General features: G+C 60.3%; 23 protein-coding genes. 9 read left to right on the top strand and 14 right to left on the bottom strand.

Annotated features, from left to right (window positions below):
- The first annotated feature begins 199 nt into the window (after positions 1 to 199).
- The gene (locus HX823_RS01920; RefSeq protein ID WP_177073993.1) at positions 200 to 1,144 is read left to right on the top strand and encodes an alpha/beta hydrolase; all 945 of its coding nucleotides are present in this window, start codon (positions 200 to 202) and stop codon (positions 1,142 to 1,144) included.
- A 57-nt stretch (positions 1,145 to 1,201) separates the two neighbouring features.
- Positions 1,202 to 1,672, top strand: a complete 471-nt coding sequence (locus tag HX823_RS01915; RefSeq protein ID WP_010208208.1) for a MaoC family dehydratase — start codon at positions 1,202 to 1,204, stop codon at positions 1,670 to 1,672.
- 124 nt (positions 1,673 to 1,796) lie between these two features.
- Here the strand turns inward: HX823_RS01915 and HX823_RS01910 are convergent, their stop codons facing one another.
- On the bottom strand, positions 1,797 to 2,264 hold the full coding sequence (locus HX823_RS01910) for a PA2169 family four-helix-bundle protein (protein WP_033896318.1): 468 nt from the start codon (positions 2,262 to 2,264) through the stop codon (positions 1,797 to 1,799).
- A 205-nt stretch (positions 2,265 to 2,469) separates the two neighbouring features.
- Between HX823_RS01910 and HX823_RS01905 the strand changes: the two genes are divergently transcribed.
- On the top strand, positions 2,470 to 2,706 hold the full coding sequence (locus HX823_RS01905) for a DUF3820 family protein (protein WP_010208204.1): 237 nt from the start codon (positions 2,470 to 2,472) through the stop codon (positions 2,704 to 2,706).
- Positions 2,707 to 2,717: 11 nt separating this feature from the next.
- The gene (locus HX823_RS01900) at positions 2,718 to 3,893 is read left to right on the top strand and encodes an aminotransferase class V-fold PLP-dependent enzyme (RefSeq protein WP_177073992.1); all 1,176 of its coding nucleotides are present in this window, start codon (positions 2,718 to 2,720) and stop codon (positions 3,891 to 3,893) included.
- 93 nt (positions 3,894 to 3,986) lie between these two features.
- Here HX823_RS01900 and HX823_RS01895 read toward each other — a convergent pair whose 3' ends face one another.
- Genes HX823_RS01895 through zwf form a run of 3 tightly spaced genes read right to left on the bottom strand, consistent with a single transcriptional unit; the run spans position 3,987 to position 6,836 of the window.
- Positions 3,987 to 4,652 (bottom strand): bifunctional 4-hydroxy-2-oxoglutarate aldolase/2-dehydro-3-deoxy-phosphogluconate aldolase, encoded by a 666-nt coding sequence (locus HX823_RS01895; protein WP_025858441.1) that lies wholly within the window; start codon positions 4,650 to 4,652, stop codon positions 3,987 to 3,989.
- 17 nt (positions 4,653 to 4,669) lie between these two features.
- Complete coding sequence (gene pgl, locus HX823_RS01890) at positions 4,670 to 5,383, bottom strand: 6-phosphogluconolactonase (RefSeq protein ID WP_038850554.1); 714 nt, start codon at positions 5,381 to 5,383, stop codon at positions 4,670 to 4,672.
- Positions 5,370 to 6,836, bottom strand: a complete 1,467-nt coding sequence (zwf, locus tag HX823_RS01885) for a glucose-6-phosphate dehydrogenase (RefSeq protein WP_033896321.1) — start codon at positions 6,834 to 6,836, stop codon at positions 5,370 to 5,372. Before zwf ends, pgl begins: the two co-directional genes overlap by 14 nt.
- Positions 6,837 to 7,056: 220 nt before the next feature.
- Here zwf and HX823_RS01880 point away from each other — a divergent pair, with 220 nt between their 5' ends.
- A complete protein-coding gene (locus HX823_RS01880) occupies positions 7,057 to 7,917 on the top strand; it encodes a MurR/RpiR family transcriptional regulator (RefSeq protein ID WP_174555598.1) in 861 nt (286 codons plus the stop codon).
- A gap of 131 nt (positions 7,918 to 8,048) precedes the next feature.
- Here HX823_RS01880 and HX823_RS01875 read toward each other — a convergent pair whose 3' ends face one another.
- From HX823_RS01875 to HX823_RS01830, 10 genes are all read right to left on the bottom strand, one after another.
- On the bottom strand, positions 8,049 to 8,894 hold the full coding sequence (locus tag HX823_RS01875; protein ID WP_177073991.1) for a D-hexose-6-phosphate mutarotase: 846 nt from the start codon (positions 8,892 to 8,894) through the stop codon (positions 8,049 to 8,051).
- Between the two features lie 102 nt (positions 8,895 to 8,996).
- Positions 8,997 to 10,343, bottom strand: coding sequence for a carbohydrate porin (locus HX823_RS01870; protein ID WP_016975394.1), 1,347 nt, complete (start codon positions 10,341 to 10,343; stop codon positions 8,997 to 8,999).
- A gap of 85 nt (positions 10,344 to 10,428) precedes the next feature.
- Complete coding sequence (locus tag HX823_RS01865) at positions 10,429 to 11,589, bottom strand: ABC transporter ATP-binding protein (protein ID WP_016975396.1); 1,161 nt, start codon at positions 11,587 to 11,589, stop codon at positions 10,429 to 10,431.
- Positions 11,590 to 11,591: 2 nt separating this feature from the next.
- Positions 11,592 to 12,437, bottom strand: coding sequence for a carbohydrate ABC transporter permease (locus tag HX823_RS01860; protein ID WP_016975397.1), 846 nt, complete (start codon positions 12,435 to 12,437; stop codon positions 11,592 to 11,594).
- A complete protein-coding gene (locus HX823_RS01855) occupies positions 12,430 to 13,338 on the bottom strand; it encodes a carbohydrate ABC transporter permease (protein WP_033896325.1) in 909 nt (302 codons plus the stop codon). The genes HX823_RS01860 and HX823_RS01855 overlap by 8 nt, the downstream gene beginning before the upstream one ends.
- Positions 13,339 to 13,417: 79 nt before the next feature.
- A complete protein-coding gene (locus HX823_RS01850; protein ID WP_038851613.1) occupies positions 13,418 to 14,704 on the bottom strand; it encodes an ABC transporter substrate-binding protein in 1,287 nt (428 codons plus the stop codon).
- A 104-nt stretch (positions 14,705 to 14,808) separates the two neighbouring features.
- Positions 14,809 to 16,068: an AGE family epimerase/isomerase gene (locus HX823_RS01845; RefSeq protein ID WP_177073990.1), complete on the bottom strand. Its 1,260-nt coding sequence runs from the start codon at positions 16,066 to 16,068 to the stop codon at positions 14,809 to 14,811.
- A 115-nt stretch (positions 16,069 to 16,183) separates the two neighbouring features.
- Positions 16,184 to 17,029 carry an ATPase gene (locus HX823_RS01840; protein ID WP_177073989.1) on the bottom strand — a complete coding sequence of 282 codons (846 nt, stop codon included), beginning with the start codon at positions 17,027 to 17,029 and terminating at the stop codon, positions 16,184 to 16,186.
- Positions 17,030 to 17,143: 114 nt separating this feature from the next.
- Positions 17,144 to 18,142, bottom strand: coding sequence for an NAD(P)-dependent oxidoreductase (locus tag HX823_RS01835; RefSeq protein WP_177073988.1), 999 nt, complete (start codon positions 18,140 to 18,142; stop codon positions 17,144 to 17,146).
- A gap of 52 nt (positions 18,143 to 18,194) precedes the next feature.
- The gene (locus HX823_RS01830) at positions 18,195 to 19,088 is read right to left on the bottom strand and encodes a LysR family transcriptional regulator ArgP (protein WP_016975403.1); all 894 of its coding nucleotides are present in this window, start codon (positions 19,086 to 19,088) and stop codon (positions 18,195 to 18,197) included.
- Positions 19,089 to 19,186: 98 nt separating this feature from the next.
- Between HX823_RS01830 and HX823_RS01825 the strand changes: the two genes are divergently transcribed.
- The 4 genes from HX823_RS01825 to HX823_RS01810 all read left to right on the top strand — a co-directional run bounded on the left by HX823_RS01825 (position 19,187) and on the right by HX823_RS01810 (position 21,306).
- Complete coding sequence (locus HX823_RS01825; protein ID WP_177073987.1) at positions 19,187 to 19,588, top strand: ACT domain-containing protein; 402 nt, start codon at positions 19,187 to 19,189, stop codon at positions 19,586 to 19,588.
- A 5-nt stretch (positions 19,589 to 19,593) separates the two neighbouring features.
- Entirely contained in the window at positions 19,594 to 20,193 is a 600-nt protein-coding gene (locus tag HX823_RS01820) for a LysE/ArgO family amino acid transporter (RefSeq protein WP_033896331.1), read from the top strand.
- Positions 20,194 to 20,371: 178 nt separating this feature from the next.
- Positions 20,372 to 20,968 carry a superoxide dismutase gene (locus tag HX823_RS01815; protein ID WP_016975406.1) on the top strand — a complete coding sequence of 199 codons (597 nt, stop codon included), beginning with the start codon at positions 20,372 to 20,374 and terminating at the stop codon, positions 20,966 to 20,968.
- A gap of 152 nt (positions 20,969 to 21,120) precedes the next feature.
- Positions 21,121 to 21,306, top strand: coding sequence for a hypothetical protein (locus HX823_RS01810; protein WP_177073986.1), 186 nt, complete (start codon positions 21,121 to 21,123; stop codon positions 21,304 to 21,306).
- Positions 21,307 to 21,401 lie beyond the last annotated feature (95 nt).

The following is a 21,401-nucleotide window of genomic DNA, read 5'->3' as shown; positions in this document are numbered from 1 at the left end:
TCTTACCTGAGTGTGTCCGGCCGCTTTCCTGACGCTATAAAAAGCGGAGCTTTGGGGACGTTAGCAGCTATGGCCAAACAGGCAAATACGCTAAATCGTGTCATTGATTGTATGAATCTTGCCGCTGATGCGTAGGCAGATACCCAGTCCCTCAACAGATGAGCTATACACTGCAACGACCCTGAGCAAAGGAAGCGCCATGAACCACAGCACCTTCTGGCTGACCGCGAATGACCGCAGCCGCCTGTACGTCAATCAATGGATGCCCGAGGGCCCCGCCAAGGCCGTGGTGATGCTGTCCCACGGCATGGCCGAACACAGTGGGCGCTATGCGCGCCTGGCCGAGGCCCTGTGCGGCGCCGGCTACGGCCTGTATGCGCTGGACCAGCGTGGCCATGGCCGCACCGCCGACGAAGGCACCTTGGGCCTGTACGCCGAGACGGATGGCTGGAACAAAGTGGTGGGCGACCTGGCCAGCCTCAACCAGCATATCGGCCAGCAGCAGCCGGGGTTGCCGATCATTCTGCTGGGCCACAGCATGGGCAGCTATATCGCCCAGGCTTACCTGCTGCACCACAGCGCCAGCCTGCATGGGGCGATTCTCAGCGGCTCGAACTTCCAACCCGTGGCGCTCTATCGCGCCGCTCGGGTGATTGCTCGCATAGAGCGCCTGCGCCAGGGCTTGCGCGGGCGCAGTGCGCTGATCGAATTCCTGTCGTTTGGCTCGTTCAATAAAGCCTTCAAACCCAATCGCACCGCGTTCGACTGGCTCAGCCGTGACCCGGATGAGGTGGACAAGTACATCGACGACCCCCTGTGCGGGTTCCGCTGCACCAATCAGCTCTGGATCGACCTGCTCGGCGGCTTGCAGCAGATCAGCAAAGCGTCCAATCTCGCGCAGATCGATCCGGGCCTGCCGATCCTGGTGATGGGCGGCGAATGTGATCCGGTGAGTGAGGGCAAGCGTCTCAACAGTCTGGCCGACGCCTTGCGCGACGCCGGCTGCCAGCACCTGCAACTGACTGTCTACCCGCAGGCGCGCCATGAAGTGTTCAACGAAACCAACCGCGACGCTGTCACAGCGGATGTGCTGGCGTGGCTCGACCAGGCGCTGACACTGCGCAGGCCGGCCCGCTGCGAATAATTTATCGTTTAAAATCAGTCAATTAAATTACCGATTAGCCACAGGATGCACCTTTAGATGACCCAGGTAACCAACACCCCGTACGAAGCCCTCGAAGTCGGCCAGACCGCCAGCTACAGCAAGTTGGTGGAGGAGCGCGATATCCAGCTGTTCGCCGCGATGTCCGGTGACCACAACCCGGTGCACCTGGACGCCGAGTACGCCAAGGCGACCATGTTCAAGGAGCGTATCGCCCATGGCATGTTCAGCGGCGCCCTGATCAGCGCGGCCGTGGCCTGCGAATTGCCTGGGCCGGGCACCATCTACATCGGCCAGCAAATGAGCTTCCAGAAGCCGGTGAAGATTGGCGACACCCTGACCGTGCGCCTGGAAATCCTCGAGAAGCTGCCGAAATTCCGCGTGCGCATCGCCACCCGTGTGTTCAACCAGCGTGATGAACTGGTAGTGGACGGCGAAGCGGAGATCCTGGCGCCGCGTAAGCAGCAAGTCGTGACCTTGACCGAGTTGCCGCCGATCAGCATTGGCTAACCAGTACGCAAAACAAATGTGGGAGCGGGCTTGCCCGCGAATGCGATTTACCAGTCGATGTATCACTGACTGATCTACCGCTTTCGCGAGCAAGCCCGCTCCCACATTGGGTACAGCGTAGGACTTACGACTGAGCGCGAGCCTGGTTACGCAGGGCTTTCACTTGGTCGTGGTTGCGTTGTACACCGTGGTACTGACGCTCAACCAGGTCACGAATGCCCAGCAGGTTGTGCTTGTTGATCTTCTCGATCGCATCTTTATAAGCCTTCAGGGCGTGGTCTTCACCGCGCTCGGCTTCGTTCAGCACCGCTTCTTCATCCTTGCCGGTTAGCATCGACTTGACGTCGACCCAGCCGCGATGCAGTGCACCGGCCACACTGCCGGAATCTTCCGGATCACCGCCCAAGGCACGTACGGCGGTTTTGAGTTCGGCGGCGGCGGTGGCGCAGTCGGCAGAACGCTTGGCAAACAGGGCTTTGAGTTCTGGGTGCTTGATGTCTTCAGCGCACTCCTTGAAACCCTTTTGGCCGTCGATGCTGGTCTCGATCAGGTCGTTCAGTACGGAGATCGATTCTTTATTGATGTCAGTCATTTTTCAATTCCTTGTACGGGTTAGAAGGTTGTCTTAATGGTTGCAGCGCCCGTGCCAGGTTTTAACAAAACAACTTATCCTTTAATTTCAATTAGTTACGATAAATTGAACCATCTGTATGTACGTTATTTGCATGATCTGTCATTTGGCCTTCATGCAGAATGCCTGTATTTTCCAAAGTCTCGATACACACACCTGAGCCTTCATGAATCCCGAAAAACTCGAACTGCTGATCACCCGCGAAATGCCCTTCGGCAAATACAAGGGACGGATCATCGCTGACCTGCCCGGCCCGTACCTGAACTGGTTCGCCCGCGAAGGATTCCCCCATGGAGAGCTAGGGGGTCTGCTGGCCCTGATGCAGGAGATCGACAGCAACGGCTTGTCTGAATTGCTCGAACCGCTGCGCGCCAAACACGGTAAACCCGCCCCTCGACATTAAAGAGTCATGCCATGCCAAGGAATGCAGACAACGAAAACCACTGGCACGCCATCGCCCAGCGCTATGTGCTGGAGCCCGGCCCGATCAACCTGGAGAACGGTTACTTCGGCCGCATGAGCCAAGCGGTACAGGCGCAGTACCTGGAACACGTGGCGTTTATCAACCGCAGCAACTCGCTGCATGTACGCCAGCAATTCGAGCGTGGTGAAAACGAGGCGATCCGCCGCCAACTGGCCGGGCTGATCGATGCCGACCCCGCCGCCATCGCCTTCACCCGCAATGCCACCGAAGCCCTGCAATCGCTGATCCGCAACTACAACCGTCTGCAACCGGGCGACCAAGTGCTGATCAGCGACCTTGAGTACGACACGGTGAAAGGCGCCATGCGCTGGCTGGCGGGCTATCGCGGCGTGGAAGTCATCGAACTGTCCCACACGCACCCGGCGAGTTTCGACAGCCTGGTGCAGACGTATCGCGATGCATTCGTGCAGTACCCGCGCTTGAAGCTGATGGCACTGACCCACGTGACCCACCGCACCGGGCTGGTCATGCCCGTGGCCGCGATTGCCCAGGCGGCGCGCGAGCAGGGTATCGATGTGATCCTCGACGGCGCCCATGCCCTGGGCCAGATCGAATTCAACCTGGCCGAACTGGGTATCCAGTTTGCCGGCTTCAACCTGCACAAGTGGATTGGCGCCCCGCTGACCTTGGGTTTCCTGTACATCGCTCCGGAGCGCCTGGCCGACATCGACCCGGACATGGGCGAATTCCACTACCCCGCCACCGACGTTCGCGCACGTACGCCCTACAGCACGCCGAATTTCCCGGCGCTGATGACCTTGCCGCTGGTGCTTGAAGAACATCGGCAACTGGGCGGCGCGGCGGCCAAGGGCGCGCGAGTGAATTACTTGCGGGACTTGTGGGTCAGCCAGGTACGGGCACTGCCGGGGATCGAGGTGCTGACGCCGGATGATCCACGCTTGTATTGCGCGATTACGGCGTTCAAGTTCATTGGGAAGGATCAGCAGGTGATGACGGAGCGTTTGCTCAAGGACTACAACCTGTTCACCACGACGCGTGTGGGTGCGTCGTTTGGCACCTGCATTCGGGTGACGCCGGGGTTGGTGACGCAGGCAGAGGAGATAGCCGTGCTGGTTAAAGCCATCACCGAGTTGAGCGTCGGCTAGGCGCGTTTCCAACAGGCAAAAAAAAGCGGTACACCGACCAAGTGCACCGCAAAAATGCCGTTAAGCACAGCAACAACGATTCGGTAAATCAGATCAATCCAGCAGCGCCAGCGCCTCGGCGGTGACTTCCTGGATGCGGGCCCAGTCGCCGTTCTTGACCCACTCAGGGTCGAGCATCCAGCTACCGCCCACACACATCACGTTTTTCAACGCCATGTAGTTTTTGATGTTGGCCGGGCCGACGCCACCGGTCGGGCAGAATTTCACTTCGCCGAACGGGCCGCCCAGGGCCTTGATCGCGGCCACGCCGCCGCTGACTTCGGCCGGGAACAGTTTGAAGCGGCGATAGCCCAGGCCATAACCCTCCATGATGCCCGAGGCATTGCTGATGCCCGGCAGCAGCGGGATCGGGCTGTGTACCGAGGCTTCCAGCAGGTCGCGGGTGATGCCTGGAGTGACGATGAACTGCGAGCCAGCGACTTCGGCGGCTTCAAGCATGTGACGGTCGAGCACGGTGCCGGCACCGGTGCACAGTTCAGGGCGTTGCTCGCGCAGGACCTGAATGGCCTTGAGGCCGAACTCGGAACGCAGGGTCACTTCCAATGCGGTCAAACCACCGGCTGCCAGGGCATCGGCCAACGGCAGGATGTCCTGTTCGCGGGCGATGGTGATCACCGGCAGGATCCGCGCCTTGGCGCAGAGGCTGTCGATCAAGGCAACTTTATCCGCCATGGACACGGTCGGTTGAGGGCTTTTCATAGCGGCTGATCCTTGGCTCATGGGCACCAGTAAATCTCTAATGTAGGTTGCAGAAACGCGCGAATCGGCATGGCAGCGACGTCGTCACTGGCCAGCGCAGCGCTCAAGGTGGTCAATTTCGAACTGCCGGAGATCGACAGCACGGTGTAGTTCGCCGTCGCCAGCAATGCGCGACTCATGGTCAGGCGTTGGTGCGGCACGGTCGGCGCCAGCATCGGCCAGCAACGGCGGGTACCGTCGGCCTTAAGTGCTTCGGCGAGGTTCGGGCTGTTGGGGAACAGCGACGCGGTGTGGCCGTCATCGCCCATGCCCAGCACCAGCACATCAATGGCTGGCAATTCGCCCAGCAGGCGATCGGCCTGCTCGGCAGCGTCTTCAAGGTTGGCCGCGGCGCTGTACAGGCTCAAGAACTTGGCCTTGGCCGCCGGACCTTGCAGCAGATGCTGCTTGAGCAAACCGGCATTGCTGTCGGCATGCTCCACCGGCACCCAGCGCTCGTCGGCCAGGGTGATGGTGACCTTGGACCAATCCAGGCCCTGCTTGGCCAGGTGCTGGAAAAAAGCCACCGGGCTGCGGCCACCGGACACCACCAGGGTCGCCTCGCCACGGGCGCTGATGGCCGTGCGCAGTTGCTCGGCCACGTCAGTTGCCAGGCCTTCCGCCAACAGCACCGGCGTGCGGTACTCGTGGGGGGTTACGCCCTGGGGCAGTTTCAAATCAGATATCGCCATACCACGACCTCCCATCCCGCGTGATCAGTGCAATGGAGCTCATCGGCCCCCAGGACCCCGCCGCGTACGGCTTGGGCGCATCACCGGATTTCTTCCACCCGGCGATCAACTGGTCACACCACTTCCACGCGGCTTCGATTTCATCTTTGCGAACAAACAGGTTCTGGTTGCCGCGCATCACTTCCAGCAACAACCGCTCGTAGGCATCCGGGATACGGGCGCTGCGGTAGGTGTCGGAAAAATTCAGTTGCAGCGGACCGCTGCGCAGTTGCATGCCCTTGTCCAGGCCCTGCTCCTTGGTCATCACGCGCAAGGAAATACCTTCGTCCGGTTGCAGGCGGATGATCAGCTTGTTGCTGATCTGCAGGCGCTGTTCCGGGGCGAAGATGTAGTGGGACGGTTCCTTGAAGTGGATAACGATCTGCGACAGCTTTTGCGGCATGCGCTTGCCGGTACGCAGGTAGAACGGCACCCCGGCCCAACGCCAGTTGCGGATATCGGCACGCAGGGCGACGAAGGTCTCGGTGTCGCTCTGGGTGTTGGAGTTTTCTTCTTCCAGGTAACCCGGCACCGGCTTGCCGGCGCTGTAGCCTGCGATGTACTGGCCGCGCACCACCTGGGTGGTCAGGCCGTCCGGACTGATCGGCGCCAGGGCCTTGAGCACCTTGACCTTCTCGTCGCGGATGCTGTCGGCGGACAAGTCGGCCGGCGGGTCCATGGCGATCAGGCACAGCAGCTGCAGCAGGTGGTTCTGGATCATGTCGCGCAGCTGGCCGGCCTTGTCGAAGTAGCCCCAACGGCCTTCGATACCGACCTGCTCGGCCACGGTGATTTCCACGTGGGAGATGTAGTTCTGGTTCCACTGGGTTTCGAACAGGCTGTTGGCGAAACGCAGGGCGATCAGGTTCTGGACCGTCTCTTTACCCAGGTAGTGGTCGATGCGGTAGGTGCGGTTTTCCGGGAAAAACTGCGCCACGGCGTCGTTGACCTTGCGCGAGGACTCCAGGTCCGAACCGATGGGTTTTTCCAGCACCACGCGGGTGTTTTCCGCCAGGCCGACCTTGGACAGGTTCTCGCAGATCGCGCCATACACCGCCGCCGGGGTGGCGAAGTAGGCAATCAGGCGTTGCTCGGTGCCGGCGATGTCCGCCAGGGCCACGTAGTCATCGGCCTTCAGGAAATCGACGTGCACATAAGTGAGGCGTGCCAGGAAACGCTGGGCAATGGCTTCGTCCAGCTCCTTGCCGACGAATTCGCGCAGCGCGTGTTCGATATGGGCCAGGTGCTGTTGCTCGGAACCGGCTTCACGGGCCAGGGCCAGGATGCGCGTATCGTCGTGCAGCAGCCCGGCGCCATCAAGTTGATAGAGGGCAGGAAATAACTTGCGCAGCGCCAGATCACCCAAGGCGCCAAACAGGGCAAAGGTGCAGGGTTCTACGGTTATCGAAGGCATGATGTTTGTTCTTTTATCAAGTTAAGCTACAAATACCTTTTTTCAAGGCATCACTCAAGGAAAAATGTAGTAATAACCACAACATTTTCCCGAAATACGCATTGCGAGTGGTGGTGTTCAGCTACCCTCAGTAGGATAGGCCACCGCAAAAGGCCACTCGTCGATTGGTTGCCACCTTTTTATTTGCATCGTCGCCCGAAGGAAAGACTGAATGGACCGCGTGCGAAATCTTCTGGAACAGATCCGGAACCGCCTCGAAGAATTGAACAAGGCCGAGAAAAAAGTCGCCGAGGTCATCCTGCTCAACCCGCAGCAGGCGACCCGCTTCTCTATCGCCGCCCTCGCCCAGGCTGCCTCGGTCAGTGAACCGACGGTCAACCGTTTCTGCCGTTCGTTCGGCGTGAGCGGTTACCCTGAGCTGAAATTGCAGTTGGCACAAAGCCTGGCCAGTGGTGCCGCGTATGTCAGCCGTGCCGTGGAGGCCGATGATAACCCGGAGGCTTACACGCAGAAGATCTTTGGCAGTGCCATCGCGTCCCTGGACAGTGCCTGCCAGGCGCTGGACCCGAACTTGATCAGCAAAGCCGTGGACCTGTTGATCCAGGCGCGGCAGATCCACTTCTTCGGCCTGGGCGCCTCGGCCCCGGTGGCGATGGATGCGCTGCACAAGTTCTTCCGCTTCAACCTGGCAGTGACGGCGCATGCCGATGTACTGATGCAGCGCATGATCGCCTCGGTGGCGCACACGGGCGAGTTGTTCGTGATCATTTCCTACACCGGGCGCACCCGTGAGCTGGTGGAAGTGGCGCGCATCGCGCGGGAAAACGGCGCATCCGTGCTGGGCGTGACCGCCGAGAACTCACCGCTGGCCAAGGCCAGTACGGTGAGCCTGAACATTCCGTTGCCGGAAGACACTGACATCTACATGCCGATGACCTCGCGGATCATCCAACTGACGGTGCTGGATGTGTTGGCGACCGGCATGACCTTGCGCCGTGGCGTGGATTTCCAGCCGCATTTGCGCAAGATCAAAGAGAGCTTGAATGACAGCCGGTATCCGGTGGGGGATGAGTTCAACTAAGGCTGGAATCTCTACCAGTAAAACTGGCCTCTTCGCGAGCAAGCCCGCTCCCACATTCGACCGCATTCTCATGCTGGAACTCGGTCAAATGTGGGAGCGGGCTTGCTCGCGAAGAGGCCCTAAACATCCCGCTAAATTCCAGCCCTGGCCTGCAAACTCAAATGCGCCCGCTCCCCCGGCGCCAAGCTGGCCCCGGCCATCGCCGACTCCACGCACACAAACCCCGACGCCTCATTGAAGCTCACGCCCAACAGCGGCCGGCTGCCCGGATGCCACACCACGGTGTCGGCGCTGTCGCCCGTATCAATGCACAATTCACGCTGCCAGGCATGGTCCTTGAGCTGCAATTCACCGTCATGCTGGAACACCCGCTGACAACCACCTTCCACGCGTAGCTCGCCTTCCTGCTGGCAAACCTGGCGATTGAGCTGGTCGTAACCTTGCGCGCCCTCAAGTCCAGACAGCGCTACCTCATCAACGTGACCAATACGCCAGTAGGCATGCAAAGCGTGGCTCAATTGGCACGGCAGCTCGTCCTGATGCTCGGTACTCAAGCGCAATTCCAGGGTTTCGCCCAGGTGCGCGTGCAGGTCGACTTGCCAGTCGCACAGCTGCAGTTGCCAGTGCAGGCGTACGCCGTCGTCGTCGGTGCTGCTGTCGAGCAGTTTCCAGTCGATCAGCCGCGCCCAGCCATGAGAGGGCCAGGCATTTTCGCTCGGGTGACGGCCATACCAAGGCCAGCACACCGGTATGCCACCCCGGATGGCGCCGACTTGCGGCCACTTGGCTGCACACCACAGCCAAGGCTTCTGACCCGTGGGCTGAAAGTGCAGCAATTGCGCGCCCTGGCGGCTGAACACCGCCTGGCACAGCGGATGGTCGATCACCAACACGTCACGCATCTGGAAGCGTTCCCAGGCGAACACCGGACGCTCGCGCAGGGATTTGAAAAAGCGTTGCAGCGGTTGCTCATGCATGTGCCACAGTCCTGAATGTCTTCACAGTGCTGCCCAAAAAAAGCGGGTAGCCATGGCTACCCGCAAAATGCGCACAGAGAGAAGGAGCTTATCGCAACAACGTTAGAACGTAGACTGAATTTTCAGGCCGGCTACCAACGCGTTGTCGACTTTATCCACGCCGCCAGGCTGCACGACGTATTGCAGGTTTGGACGCACGGTCAGCCAGTTGGTGACGTGGAAACCGTAGTTGAGTTCGACGTTGTATTCAGTCTCACGGATCGGCGTGTACAGCGGGTTATCGTAGTCACTCACGCCATTGGCGGCGTTGAGCAACTCAGAGTTCTTCTTCACGTCATCGTTGACGTGCAGGCGAGCGACACCGATACCAACGTCATCTTTTGGACGCGCGTCGAATGGCCCTTTGTACACCAGCATGATCGACTGATAGTTGTCGACCAGGTTGGTTTCCTTGTCGTGGAAGGTGGCGTTGGCCGCGATGTTCAGGCCGCGGGAAGCATCGCCGTTATGCGTGGTGAGTTGCTGTTGGGCAACGAACCAGTAGCCTTTCTTGCTGCTGCGGGTACGGTAAGCCGCGCCAGTGGTCGCTGCATCGTTGCCGTTGATGTCTTCACGAACGTCCGAAGCATCGGCGGCACTTTTGTAGTAACCCACACGGTATTCGCCCGGCAGGTTGTTGACCTTCGGCGACCAGACCAATTCCACCGGAATCACGGTGCCCTTGGTGCCGCTGCCGCTGAGTTTGAAGCCGTTGCCGTGCTCCAGTTGCGATGGGTTCTGGTTGTACGCACCGATTTGCGCATACAGCTCAGGCGTGATGTTGTACTTCACGCGGATCGCGGCCTGGCTGACCGGCCAGTTGTACCAGGTGTTTACATAGTTACCCACTTGCGAGCCGCAGAACGACAGGTTCTGGAAGTCGCACGGGAAGGTGTTGAAGTCTTCGCCTTCGCCGAAGTAACCGAGTTTCACGTCCAGCTTGTTGTCGAACATCTGGTGCTGGATCCAGAACTGGGTCAGACGCACCATGTGGCCACGGCCGTAGACTTCTTGAGACGAACTCAAGGTGCCGGCACGCGGGTCGCCAATACGGTCATTGGAGATATTCTGGCCGTTACGGTTGGTCAACTGGATCTTGGCTTGGGTGTTATCCCAACCCCACAACTTTTGCAGGTCCAGTGCTACGCCCAGACCGAATTGATCGGAGTAACGACCGGTCTTGTCGTTGTTGTAACCACCTTTGGCGTTGTAGCCCATCTCCCCAACGTAGTCAGCCTTGATGTCGATACCTTGCTCGATCAGCTTGGTACGCTCACCACCCCAGTCGCCGGTCATCCATTTCGAATCAGCACTGAATGCATCGGCCGCCATCGCATTGGCGGACAATACCAGGGCTGCTGCAGCTGACATTTGGCAGATCAGCCGAGTGTTGTTGTGTTGCTTTTTCATCCCTACATCCTCGTCTTTATTGTTATTAAACTGTTTTTATCTAACGCGGTTTACTTTTTTTATCTAAAACAACAACTTATCTGCTTCAACGGCCTTTGAATTGGGCCACATTGTCGGCATGCCCCTGGGCGGGCAATGAAGAAGCAGTGCCCAGTCGCTCGCCGGTGTTGGCGTCGAACAGCAATACCTTGGAAGGATCGAATTGCAGGGTCAGGGTCTCGCCCACCTGCGGTGCCACGTCGGGTGCCAGGCGGCAGCAGACCTTGGTGTCATTGAGTTGCACGAACACCAGGGTGTCCGGGCCGGTCGGCTCGGTGACCTGCACTTCGGCACGGATGCTCGACGCACTGTCGCCCTCGCCCGAGGCCAACATGATTTGCTCCGGACGCAAGCCCAGGATCACGTCGCGGTCCTCAAGGCCGGCATCGGTGGTGTTAAGCGCCAGTTCGCAACGGGCCTGGCCGCTGTCGAGCAGGGCCACCAGGCGACCGTCCTTGCGTTGCAGGCGCAGCGGCACGAAGTTCATCGGCGGCGAACCGATAAAGCTCGCCACGAACTGGTTGGCCGGGTTGTTGTAGATTTCTTTCGGCGTACCGAACTGCTGGATGATGCCGTCCTTCATTACCGCGACCTTGTCGCCCAGGGTCATTGCTTCGATCTGGTCGTGGGTCACGTAGACCGTAGTGGTCTTGAGGCGCTGGTGCATCAGTTTCATTTCGGTGCGCATCTCGACGCGCAGCTTGGCGTCGAGGTTGGACAGCGGTTCGTCGAACAGGTAGATCTTCGGCCGACGCGCCAGTGCACGGCCCATGGCCACGCGCTGTTGCTGGCCGCCGGAGAGTTGGCCAGGCTTGCGGTTGAGCAGGTGTTCGATCTGCAGCAGCTTGGCTACACGCGCCACTTCGGCGTCGATATCGGCCTGGGGCATCTTGCGGATCTTGAGGCCGAACTCGATGTTCTCGCGCACGCTCATGGTCGGGTACAGCGCGTAGGACTGGAACACCATGGCGATGTCACGGTCCTTGGGGCTCATGCCGCTGACGTCCTGATCGCCGATCATGATGGCGCCGCCAGTGATGGTCTCAAGACCGGCGATGCAGTTCATCAGCGTGGATTTGCCGCACCCCGAAGGGCCGACCAGGATCAGGAACTCGCCTTCCTTGATCGACAGTTCGATGTTCTTCAAGGTGTCGGGCAGGCCGGCGCCATAGGTCTTGTTTACATTGCGAAGTTCAAGCGTAGCCATGATTACCCCTTGACCGCGCCGGCCGTGAGGCCGCGCACGAAATACTTGCCTGCGATCACATAGACCAGCAGGGTCGGCAGCCCAGCGATCATCGCCGCCGCCATATCCACGTTATATTCCTTGGCCCCGGTGCTGGTGTTGACCAGGTTGTTCAGCGCCACGGTGATGGGCTGGGAGTCACCACTGGAGAACACCACGCCGAACAGGAAGTCGTTCCAGATCTGGGTGAACTGCCAGATCAGGCAGACCATGATGATCGGGGTCGACATCGGCAGAATGATCTGACGGAAGATGGTGAAGAAACCTGCACCGTCCAAACGCGCGGCCTTGATCAGCGCATCCGGAATGCTCACGTAGTAGTTACGGAAGAACAGCGTGGTGAACGCCAGGCCGTAGACCACGTGCACGAACACCAGGCCGGTGGTGGTGCTGGCCAGGCCCATCTTGCCCAGGGTGAACGAGGCCGGCAGCAGCACGGTCTGGAACGGCAGGAAGCAGCCGAACAAAAGCAGGCCGAAGAACAGCTGCGAGCCTTTGAAGCGCCAGAACGACAGCACATAACCGTTCAACGCACCGATGGCGGTGGAGATCAGTACGGCCGGAACGGTGATCTTGATCGAGTTCCAGAAGTAACCGTCTACCGTGGCCCAGGCCTTGACCCAGCCGATGCCGGTGACCACGGTCGGCCAGCTCAGCAGGTTGCCGGAGCTGATGTCTTCCGGGGTCTTGAAGCTGGTGAGCAGCATCACCACCAGCGGCACCAGGTACAGCAGCACGGCGAGGATCAGCACCGCATAGATCGCGATGCGACTCAGGCTGATGGGTGATTTGGAGGCGAGACTAGTCATTACGCTTGGTCCTCAGCTCGGAGTAGAGGTAAGGCACGATGATCGCGAGGATCGCACCGAGCATCAGGATGGCACTGGCCGAACCCATGCCCATCTGGCCACGGCTGAAGGTGAACGAGTACATGAACATCGCAGGCAGGTCGGACGAGTAGCCTGGGCCGCCGGCGGTCATCGCCGCTACCAGGTCGAAGCTCTTGATCGCAATGTGCGCCAGGATCATCACCGCACTGAAGAACACCGGACGCAGGCTTGGCAACACCACGCTCCAGTAGATGCGCGGCAGGCTCGCACCGTCGATCTGCGCAGCGCGCACGATCGATTGATCGACACCGCGCAGGCCAGCCAGGAACATCGCCATGATAAAGCCCGAGGCTTGCCAGACGGCAGCGATCACCAGGCAGTAGACCACGCGGTCCGGGTCGATCAGCCAGTCGAGACGGAAGCCTTCCCAGCCCCAGTCACGCAGGAGTTTGTCCAGGCCCATGCCCGGGTTGAGCAGCCATTTCCAGGCGGTACCGGTGACGATCATCGAGAGCGCCATCGGGTACAGGTAAATGGTGCGGATAAAACCTTCACGACGGATTTTCTGGTCGAGGAAGATCGCCAGGGTCACGCCGATGACCAGGGTGATACCGATGAACATCCCGCCAAACACCGCCAGATTCTTGCTCGCTACCCACCAGCGGTCGTTGTCGAACAACCGCGCGTATTGCGCAAGGCCCGCCCATTTGTAGGTGGGCAGGAATGTGGAATTGGTGAACGACAGCACAAACGTCCACAGGATGTAGCCGTAGAAGCCCACCAGCACGATGAACATGCTGGGCGCCAGCACCAGTTTGGGTAGCCAGCGCTGCAGTGCATCGAACGGCGAGGCTTTGCTGAACACAGCAACAGAACTCATGGGGAAATCCAGTACAGGGAAAAAGGACTACAGGAACAAGCCTTATGGGGGGCCAGGGAGTCCCCCACAAGGTCAACCGTTACTTGGCAGACTTGATCGCAGCGCCCAATTTCTTGGCGGTGTCGGCCGGATCGGCTTTCGGGTCGTTGATGAAGTTGGTCACGACATCAAAGAACGCACCTTGCACCGCCAGGGTAGTGGCCATGTTGTGCGCCATGCTTGGCTGCAGGCCGCCGGTTTTGGCGTCTGCCAGGAAGTCCTTGGCAGCGGTCTGGGCGCAGGAATCGAAGCCGTAGGAATCCATTTTGTTCAGCATGTCGTTGCGAACAGGGATCGAACCCTTGTTGATGCTGAACACTTTCTGGAAGTTCTCACCCAGCACGACTTTGGCAATGTCTTGCTGGCCAGCAGCGGTGCCTTTGTCTTTCTGCTTGAACACCGCCAGGGAGTCGATGTTGTAGGTGAAGGCTTTGTCGGTGCCTGGGAAGGCTACGCACTCGTAGTCCTTGCCGGCGACTTTCTTGGCCGCGGTCCATTCGGACTTGGCCCAGTCACCCATGATCTGCATGCCGGCCTTGCCGTTGATGACCTTGCCCGCTTCGAGGTTCCAGTCCTGGCCTTTGCCGTCGACGTCCATGTAGGTCGCGACTTTCTTCAGTTCGGTCAGCGACTTGACCATTTCCGGACCGGTCAGCGCAGCGTTATCCAGGTCAACCAGGGCTTTCTTGTAGCCATCGGCCCCCATCACCGACAGAACGACCGCTTCGAACACGGTGCTGTCCTGCCAAGGCTGGCCACCATGGGCGAGCGGAATGAAGCCTGCGGCTTTCAGCTTGTCGCCGGCTGCGTAGAATTCTTCGAGGGTGGTCGGGTTCTTGGTGATACCGGCTTTCTTGAAGACTTCCGGGTTGATCCACAGCCAGTTCACGCGGTGGATGTTGACCGGTACGGCGACGTAGTCACCTTCGTACTTCACGGTGTCGGAGACTTTCTTGTCGAGCAGGGAGTCCCACTTCTCTTCTTTGGCGACGTCTTTGAGCACGTCGGTGTCGAGCAAGCCGGTGGACGCCCATTCCTGGATGTCGGGGCCTTTGATCTGGGCAACGCCTGGCGGGTTGCCAGCAACCGCGCGGCTTTTCAGCACGGTCATGGCGGTGGCGCCACCGCCACCTGCTACGGCGCCGTCTTTCCAGACGAAACCATCTTTCTCAACTTGGGCCTTCAGGACATCTACAGCCGCCTTTTCACCGCCCGAGGTCCACCAATGCACAACTTCAACCGTCCCTTTCGAGTCGGCGGCAAATGCAGAGAGGGGAAACAACGAGGCAATGGAAATAGCAACGGCGAGGCGATTAATCGCGTTCATCTGAGTACCTTTTCTTGTTGTTATGCATGCAAGTCTTAGGCTTGCGCTGCACGGAGTTTAAACATGGATTTTTCAGGCGCAGGTAACAAAGGGATGGACAAATGTCACCAACCGGTGACATAGCGCCCAGCCCCGATGGCACTGGCCATGCTTGGCGCCAACGGCAGCGCAGGCAGCAATACCGCTTGCCAGGCATGGTACAGGTCGGGCTTGCCACCCCAGATGACGCTGCTGGGTTGGTTGTGGGGGCTGAGTTCGTGGTGCCAGCTGCCGTGAATACGGTCGATGAAGTGGGTTTCGCAAAACTCCCAGAAACGCCGGTACCAGGTTTCGTAGTGCAACTCGCCGGTGCGTTTGAGCAACGCCTGGGCTGCAGCGCTGGCTTCAGCGTGGGTCCAGTGCAGGCGTTCGCGCACCACCGGGCGCTGGTTCCAGTCGAGGGTGTAGACGATGCCGGGGGCGCCATCCACGGACCAGGCGTATTCGCAGGCGCTGGCGAACAGGCCCTTGGCGTCGGTCACCAGCCATTCGGGCGTAGCAAGCCCGGCGTGCAGGCGCGCGGCTTCCAGGTGCAGCACCAGCCGCGCCCATTCAAAACCGTGGCCGGGAGTGATGCCGTAGGGGCGGAAGCCGTCGGCGGGGTTGTCTTCGTTGTAACCGAGCAAGGGTTGCCAGTGCGTGTCGAAATGTTCGATCACCATGAACTGGTTGCCCGCCGCGTGGGTGTGGATAACCCGCTCGACGATGCGCAAGGCGCGGTCCAGCCAGCGCGTATCGCCGGTGACATCGGCCAGCGCGAGGAAGGCTTCAGTAGCGTGCATGTTGCTGTTGGCACCGCGATAGGCTTCGACACCGCTCCAATCCTGGGCGAACGATTCGAGCATCACGCCCTCCTCCTCGCTCCAGAAAAACTGGTCGATGATATGGACAGCGTCAGTCAGAAGGTTTTGTGCACCGGGCGCACCTGCCACCACCGCCGAGCTGGCGGCCAGGGCAACAAACGCGTGCAGGTAAGCCGCCTTGCCCCGGTTGCCATCGAGGGCGTGGGGCGTGGCAAACCAGCCACCGTGCTCACTGTCACGCAGCGGGCCACTGAGGGCTGCAACGCCATGCGCAACCAGGTCGGCATACCCCGGCAAACCCAAGGCGTGGGCCATGGCGAAGCTGTGAGTCATGCGGGCGGTGTTCATGGTTTCGGCGTGGGCATCGGCCGGCAATTGGCCTTTGTCGTCCAGGTTGCCAAAGCCGTCGGGCAGTCGGGACGACTTGGCAAAGGCCAGCAGGCGCTGACCCTCGGCCGCAAGCCAGACGTGGTGGGCAGGCGCGTTCAGCCAACTGCTGGCAGGCAGTGGTTGCGTGGTCATGGGTGGCCCTTATTGTTTTTTGTGGGATGACCGGAGTCTAAACAAGGGCGCGGTGGGGGCAAGTAACGAAGGCGATGGGAAATGTCACCAAGTGGTGACATTCCCAACATCAGCCTTATTGCCCGAGCGGGGTGACCCTTGCCGGCGCATTCAGCTGCTGGTTCAGGTTCTGCACCTGGCTTTGCAACGTGGTGATGTTGCGCGTGGTCTGAATACGGAACACGTCGAACTCTTTATTGGTCGGCGCATCGCTGTTGGCCGGCTGGTTGTCCTGGGCGCTCTTGAGCACCACAAGGTCTTGCTCGATACGCGCGATGGCAGCACTCGGGTTGCCCTGTTTCTTCAAGGCGGCCACGTCTGCAGTGAGCTCCTTGATTTCGTTATCGCGCTTTCCGGCGTCAACTTGCGCCGCCTTGAGCGTCGCCACGGCGTCGGTCAACGCCTGCACTTGGCCCTGCAATTTGCTGTTGGCATTGGACAGGTCAGTGGTGCTGGCAGTCATTTGCGCCAGGCGTTTATCCAGCTCGGTGGCTTGCCCGGCCACGCCGACCTGCTGCTTGCCCTGCTCCAGCAACTGGCTTTCAAGCTGCTTGATCTGCAGTTTCAGCGCTTCGCTGCCGTTGTTGACGCTGGCCTCGCTGGCCACCACCTTGCCGGAAATGTCCTGCAGGCGCCCCGCCGCTTCTTCGCTGATGCGCGCGAAGCTTTCCTGGGTGGCCACCAACTGCTGGCCCATCAGGGAGATCTGCTGGAAGCTCCACCAGGCCAGGCCCGCAAAGGCGATCAGCAGCGCGCCGATCAACGCCCACAAAGGCCCGGTGCTGGCGCTCTTGACCTTGACCACCTGGGGGTTGCGCGAGCGCACCGAGGTGGCCGGGGTGGGTTCGAAATCATCGTCATCCCCGACATCGGCCCGCAGGCTGGGAACGTTGTCGAAGTCGTCTTTAGCATCGTTGCGCATGTATCAACCCTGAATCGGTGAAGTGGCGTGCGACGGGAGTATAAACCGCGTTCCCGGCGCACTGATCGACCCGGAACGCCAGATTCGGTTCCCGAAGTGTTGCCGCTTGTGTGCTTACTTGAACCCCGGATCCTGGGCTTTCCACCAACTGCAGAACTCGTCGAGGGCGGTCCACAGGCTGACTTTGGGCTCGTAATCCAGATAATGCCTGGCGCGGCTGATGTCGAGGGTGAAATCTTTGTTCATCACTTGCATGCCCAGGCGCGAAAGAGACGGCTCCGGTCGCCCGGGCCACATCGCACAAAACGCTTCGTTGAGCGCCGCCACGCTGTAGGACAAACCGTAGGACCGGTAACGCGTCACCTGGGGCAATTGCATTTGACGCATCACGTAGTTGACCACATCCCACACTGGCACCGGCGTGCCGTTGCTGATGTTGTAGGCCCGACCCAGCGCAGGGCCCGGCGCGAGCAAACTGCTGAGCAGGGCTTCGTTGAGGTTGTGCACGCTGGTGAAGTCGACCTTGTTCAGGCCGTCGCCGACGATGGCCAGGCGGTTCTTGCGTTGCATGTTCAGCAGGCGCGGGAAGATGCTCATGTCGCCGGCCCCCGTAACGAATCGCGGGCGCAGGGCAATCACCTCGAGGCCGAACTCCTGGGCACCGAACACCTTCTGCTCGGCCAGGTATTTGGTGGCGGCATAAGGGTGCTTGAAGCGCTTGGGCACTTGCTCTTCGGTCAGGCCCAGGTGGTCGCGACCGTCGAAGTAGATGGAGGGCGACGACAGATGCACCAAACGCCCGACATGCTGCTTGAGGCAGGCCTCGACGACGTTCTCGGTGACCTGCACGTTGCCTTGGTAAAAGTCCTGATACTTGCCCCACAAGCCGACGGCGCCGGCGCAGTGCACTACGGCCTCGACATCGCGGCACAGGTGACGCACCAGGTCGGCGTCATTCAGATCACCCTGGATAAACTCGGCGCCGCGCCTGACCAGGTGCTCCACACCTTCGGCACGTCGCCCGTTGACCCGCACGTCCAGGCCCTGCTCCAGGGCGAAACGCGCAAAGCGCCCGCCAATGAAGCCGCTTGCGCCGGTGACCAGAATCTTCATGTATTACCCCATGTTCTTACGTTTTTCATCGCTGTTGCCTTGACGCACGCCATCACTCCAACGGCACCAGCCATTGACCACAAGCCTGGGCCAGATGGTCGGTCAGCAAGCCCAACAGTTGCCCGCCACTGCGCCAATGATGCCAGTACAGCGGCACATCGATGGGCTTATCTGGCAATAACTCGACCAATATGCCCTTTTCCAGCTGGTCGCGAACCTGCAATTCCGGCACCAGCCCCCAGCCCAGGCCCGCCTCGGTGAGGCGGATAAAACCTTCAGACGATGGGCACAAATGGTGCTCGAAACCGCCGTCCACGCCGAGAGAAGCCAGATAGCGGTGCTGCAGGAAATCATCCGGCCCGAACACCAGTGCCGGGGTGCGCGCCAGTTGATCGGCGCGTACGCCCTGGGGAAAGTGCCGGGCGATAAACGCCGGGCTGGCCAACGCCCGATACCGCATGGCGCCCAGCAACAGGCTGCGCGCGCCCGCCACCGGACGCTCGCTGGCGCAGATGCAGGCCGCCACTTCGCCAGCGCGCATGCGTTTGAGGCCGACGGTCTGGTCTTCCACCACCAGATCCAGCAGCAAATGCTGCTCGGCGCAAAACCCGCTGACGGCCTCGGCCCACCACGTGGCGAGGCTGTCGGCGTTCAACGCGATGCGCAGGCGTTCGGGCATGCCTTCCTCATCCAGCGCGGGCACCTGGCTTTGCAGGTCGCGCTCCAGTAAGCGCACCTGTTGCACATGGTTGAGCAGGCGACGGCCGATATCAGTGGGCGTCGGCGGCGTGGCCCGCACCAGTACCGGCTGGCCAATACGTGCCTCCAGCAACTTGATGCGCTGTGAAATTGCCGATTGCGACAGTCCAAGCACTTGAGCGGCACGCTCGAAGCCCGCTTGTTCCACCACGGCTGCCAGGGCAGAAAGCAATTTATAGTCGAACATCAGTTTCTCTAATGAGCGATCAGGAATATTGGTTTTTCTTATACAGCCTGCACCCTGAGAATAGCCAGCATCGCTCTTCTCTTTATAAGGAACCTCCCATGGCTGGCGAAACCGCCCTGGCTACGCTGCTGCGCAGCATGAGCCCTCAACTCAATGACGGCGACTACGTGTTCTGCACCGTGCCCAACAACCGCATCCCTGCTGGCTGCGAGGTAATCGGCAGCTTTCGCGAGCAGGAAGGCTTGACCCTGATCGTTGAACGCCACCAAGCGGAACAGGCCGGCCTGGCTTTTGACTACGTCGCCGCGTGGATCACCTTGAATGTGCATTCGGCCCTGGAAGCCGTGGGCCTCACCGCCGCCTTCGCCAGTGCGCTGGGCAAGGCCGGCATCAGTTGCAATGTGATTGCCGGTTATTACCACGACCACCTGTTCGTCGGGCGTGCCGATGCCGAGCGCGCCCTGCAGGTGTTGCGGCAACTGGCAGCAAACGCGGAGTAAACCCTATGTGGCAGAGTTATCTGAACGGTCTGCTGGTGGCGCTGGGCCTGATCATGGCCATCGGCACCCAGAACGCCTTTGTACTGGCGCAGAGCCTGCGTCGTGAACATCACTTGCCCGTGGCGGCATTGTGTGTGGTGTGTGACGCCCTGCTGGTGGCGGCCGGGGTGTTCGGCCTGGCGACGGTGCTGGCGCAAAGCCCGGTGCTGCTGGCGGTGGCACGCTGGGGCGGCGCGGCGTTCCTGATCTGGTACGGCGCGTGTGCACTGCGCCGGGCCTGTTCGAAACAAAGCCTGGACCAAGGCGACACTCTCAAGGTGCGCTCGCTGCGCGCGGTGTTGCTGAGCGCGCTGGCCGTGACCCTGCTCAACCCGCACGTGTACCTGGACACTGTATTGCTGATCGGCTCACTCGGCGCACAGCAAACCGAACCCGGTGCCTACGTGGCCGGCGCCGCCAGCGCATCGTTCCTGTGGTTCGCCACCCTGGCACTCGGCGCGGCATGGCTGGCACCCTGGCTGGCGCGGCCGGCAACCTGGCGCCTGCTGGACCTGTTGGTGGCGGTGATGATGTTCAGCGTGGCCTATCAATTGATCGCGGCTTAGGGAATATTCCAAAACGCTCTGGAACCTCTATCCCACACAGTTGTTGCGTGGTTTTGCCGCACCCCCGGTGCTATGATCCGGACCCTGCGCCGCAAAGAGTACAAACTCCCCGGCGCTTGTTTGGCCGCCCGTGATCGGCCTTGCGCTCACCGCAACTGACCTGATTAGGAGAATCATCATGGCTTTCGAATTGCCGCCGCTGCCCTACGCACACGATGCCCTGCAGCCGCACATCTCCAAGGAAACCTTGGAATTCCACCACGACAAGCACCACAACACCTACGTCGTGAACCTGAACAACCTGGTGCCAGGCACCGAGTTCGAAGGCAAGACCCTGGAAGAGATCGTCAAATCCTCTTCGGGCGGCATCTTCAACAACGCCGCTCAGGTCTGGAACCACACCTTCTACTGGAACTGCCTGGCGCCAAACGCTGGCGGCCAACCGACCGGCGCATTGGCTGAAGCCATCAACGCTGCGTTCGGTTCGTTCGACAAGTTCAAGGAAGAGTTCACCAAGACCTCCGTCGGCACCTTCGGTTCCGGTTGGGGCTGGCTGGTGAAAAAGGCTGACGGTTCCCTGGCCCTGGCCAGCACCATCGGCGCCGGCAACCCGCTGACCAACGGCGACACCCCGCTGCTGACCTGCGACGTCTGGGAACACGCCTACTACATCGACTACCGCAACGTGCGTCCAAAGTATGTGGAAGCGTTCTGGAACCTGGTCAACTGGAAGTTCGTGGCTGAGCAGTTCGAAGGCAAGACCTTCACTGCCTAAGCACCGCTTGCAGTAGAAAAAGCCCGGCATTGCCGGGCTTTTTTGTGGGCGCTCCACAACGCTGGCCAGACCGGAATCGTGGAACCCGCAGAAGGGAATCTGCCACCCACGCAGTGAGAGGAATAACCCTTTCACACTCTGCTGGAGAATCAATGATGGAAGAAATCGGAAAAGCGGGCGGGCAGATGGCGATGCAACTCATGAGCGGGCTTATGAAAGGCCTCGCCGGTGGCGCAGGTGGTGGTAGCGAAGGCGGTGGTGCCAGTGCACCCAGCAAGCCCGGTGAGGACATGATGCCGCCGGCGCCGTCGAAGATCGAGGTTTCCGCCTATCAGTGATGCAAAGGCTTAGCCTGACCACAGGCCAGTCGAGTACCCAGACGGCGGAGCAAATCCGCCGTTTTTTTCTGTTTTTTTGTGTGCATTCAGCCTCA

Source organism: Pseudomonas sp. P7759, assembly GCF_013386445.1.
Taxonomy (GTDB): domain Bacteria; phylum Pseudomonadota; class Gammaproteobacteria; order Pseudomonadales; family Pseudomonadaceae; genus Aquipseudomonas; species Aquipseudomonas azotoformans_A.
This window is presented reverse-complemented; position numbering and strand designations above follow the sequence as displayed.

What these genes read in the sequence shown, in the direction of transcription:
- HX823_RS01920 (WP_177073993.1), top strand. Translation starts at nt 200, where the DNA reads ATGAACCACAGCACCTTCTGGCTGACCGCGAATGACCGCAGCCGCCTG.
- HX823_RS01915 (WP_010208208.1), top strand. Translation starts at nt 1,202, where the DNA reads ATGACCCAGGTAACCAACACCCCGTACGAAGCCCTCGAAGTCGGCCAG.
- HX823_RS01910 (WP_033896318.1), bottom strand. Translation starts at nt 2,264, where the DNA reads ATGACTGACATCAATAAAGAATCGATCTCCGTACTGAACGACCTGATC.
- HX823_RS01905 (WP_010208204.1), top strand. Translation starts at nt 2,470, where the DNA reads ATGAATCCCGAAAAACTCGAACTGCTGATCACCCGCGAAATGCCCTTC.
- HX823_RS01900 (WP_177073992.1), top strand. Translation starts at nt 2,718, where the DNA reads ATGCCAAGGAATGCAGACAACGAAAACCACTGGCACGCCATCGCCCAG.
- HX823_RS01895 (WP_025858441.1), bottom strand. Translation starts at nt 4,652, where the DNA reads ATGAAAAGCCCTCAACCGACCGTGTCCATGGCGGATAAAGTTGCCTTG.
- pgl (WP_038850554.1), bottom strand. Translation starts at nt 5,383, where the DNA reads ATGGCGATATCTGATTTGAAACTGCCCCAGGGCGTAACCCCCCACGAG.
- zwf (WP_033896321.1), bottom strand. Translation starts at nt 6,836, where the DNA reads ATGCCTTCGATAACCGTAGAACCCTGCACCTTTGCCCTGTTTGGCGCC.
- HX823_RS01875 (WP_177073991.1), bottom strand. Translation starts at nt 8,894, where the DNA reads ATGCATGAGCAACCGCTGCAACGCTTTTTCAAATCCCTGCGCGAGCGT.
- HX823_RS01870 (WP_016975394.1), bottom strand. Translation starts at nt 10,343, where the DNA reads ATGAAAAAGCAACACAACAACACTCGGCTGATCTGCCAAATGTCAGCT.
- HX823_RS01865 (WP_016975396.1), bottom strand. Translation starts at nt 11,589, where the DNA reads ATGGCTACGCTTGAACTTCGCAATGTAAACAAGACCTATGGCGCCGGC.
- HX823_RS01860 (WP_016975397.1), bottom strand. Translation starts at nt 12,437, where the DNA reads ATGACTAGTCTCGCCTCCAAATCACCCATCAGCCTGAGTCGCATCGCG.
- HX823_RS01855 (WP_033896325.1), bottom strand. Translation starts at nt 13,338, where the DNA reads ATGAGTTCTGTTGCTGTGTTCAGCAAAGCCTCGCCGTTCGATGCACTG.
- HX823_RS01850 (WP_038851613.1), bottom strand. Translation starts at nt 14,704, where the DNA reads ATGAACGCGATTAATCGCCTCGCCGTTGCTATTTCCATTGCCTCGTTG.
- HX823_RS01845 (WP_177073990.1), bottom strand. Translation starts at nt 16,068, where the DNA reads ATGACCACGCAACCACTGCCTGCCAGCAGTTGGCTGAACGCGCCTGCC.
- HX823_RS01840 (WP_177073989.1), bottom strand. Translation starts at nt 17,029, where the DNA reads ATGCGCAACGATGCTAAAGACGACTTCGACAACGTTCCCAGCCTGCGG.
- HX823_RS01835 (WP_177073988.1), bottom strand. Translation starts at nt 18,142, where the DNA reads ATGAAGATTCTGGTCACCGGCGCAAGCGGCTTCATTGGCGGGCGCTTT.
- HX823_RS01830 (WP_016975403.1), bottom strand. Translation starts at nt 19,088, where the DNA reads ATGTTCGACTATAAATTGCTTTCTGCCCTGGCAGCCGTGGTGGAACAA.
- HX823_RS01825 (WP_177073987.1), top strand. Translation starts at nt 19,187, where the DNA reads ATGGCTGGCGAAACCGCCCTGGCTACGCTGCTGCGCAGCATGAGCCCT.
- HX823_RS01820 (WP_033896331.1), top strand. Translation starts at nt 19,594, where the DNA reads ATGTGGCAGAGTTATCTGAACGGTCTGCTGGTGGCGCTGGGCCTGATC.
- HX823_RS01815 (WP_016975406.1), top strand. Translation starts at nt 20,372, where the DNA reads ATGGCTTTCGAATTGCCGCCGCTGCCCTACGCACACGATGCCCTGCAG.
- HX823_RS01810 (WP_177073986.1), top strand. Translation starts at nt 21,121, where the DNA reads ATGATGGAAGAAATCGGAAAAGCGGGCGGGCAGATGGCGATGCAACTC.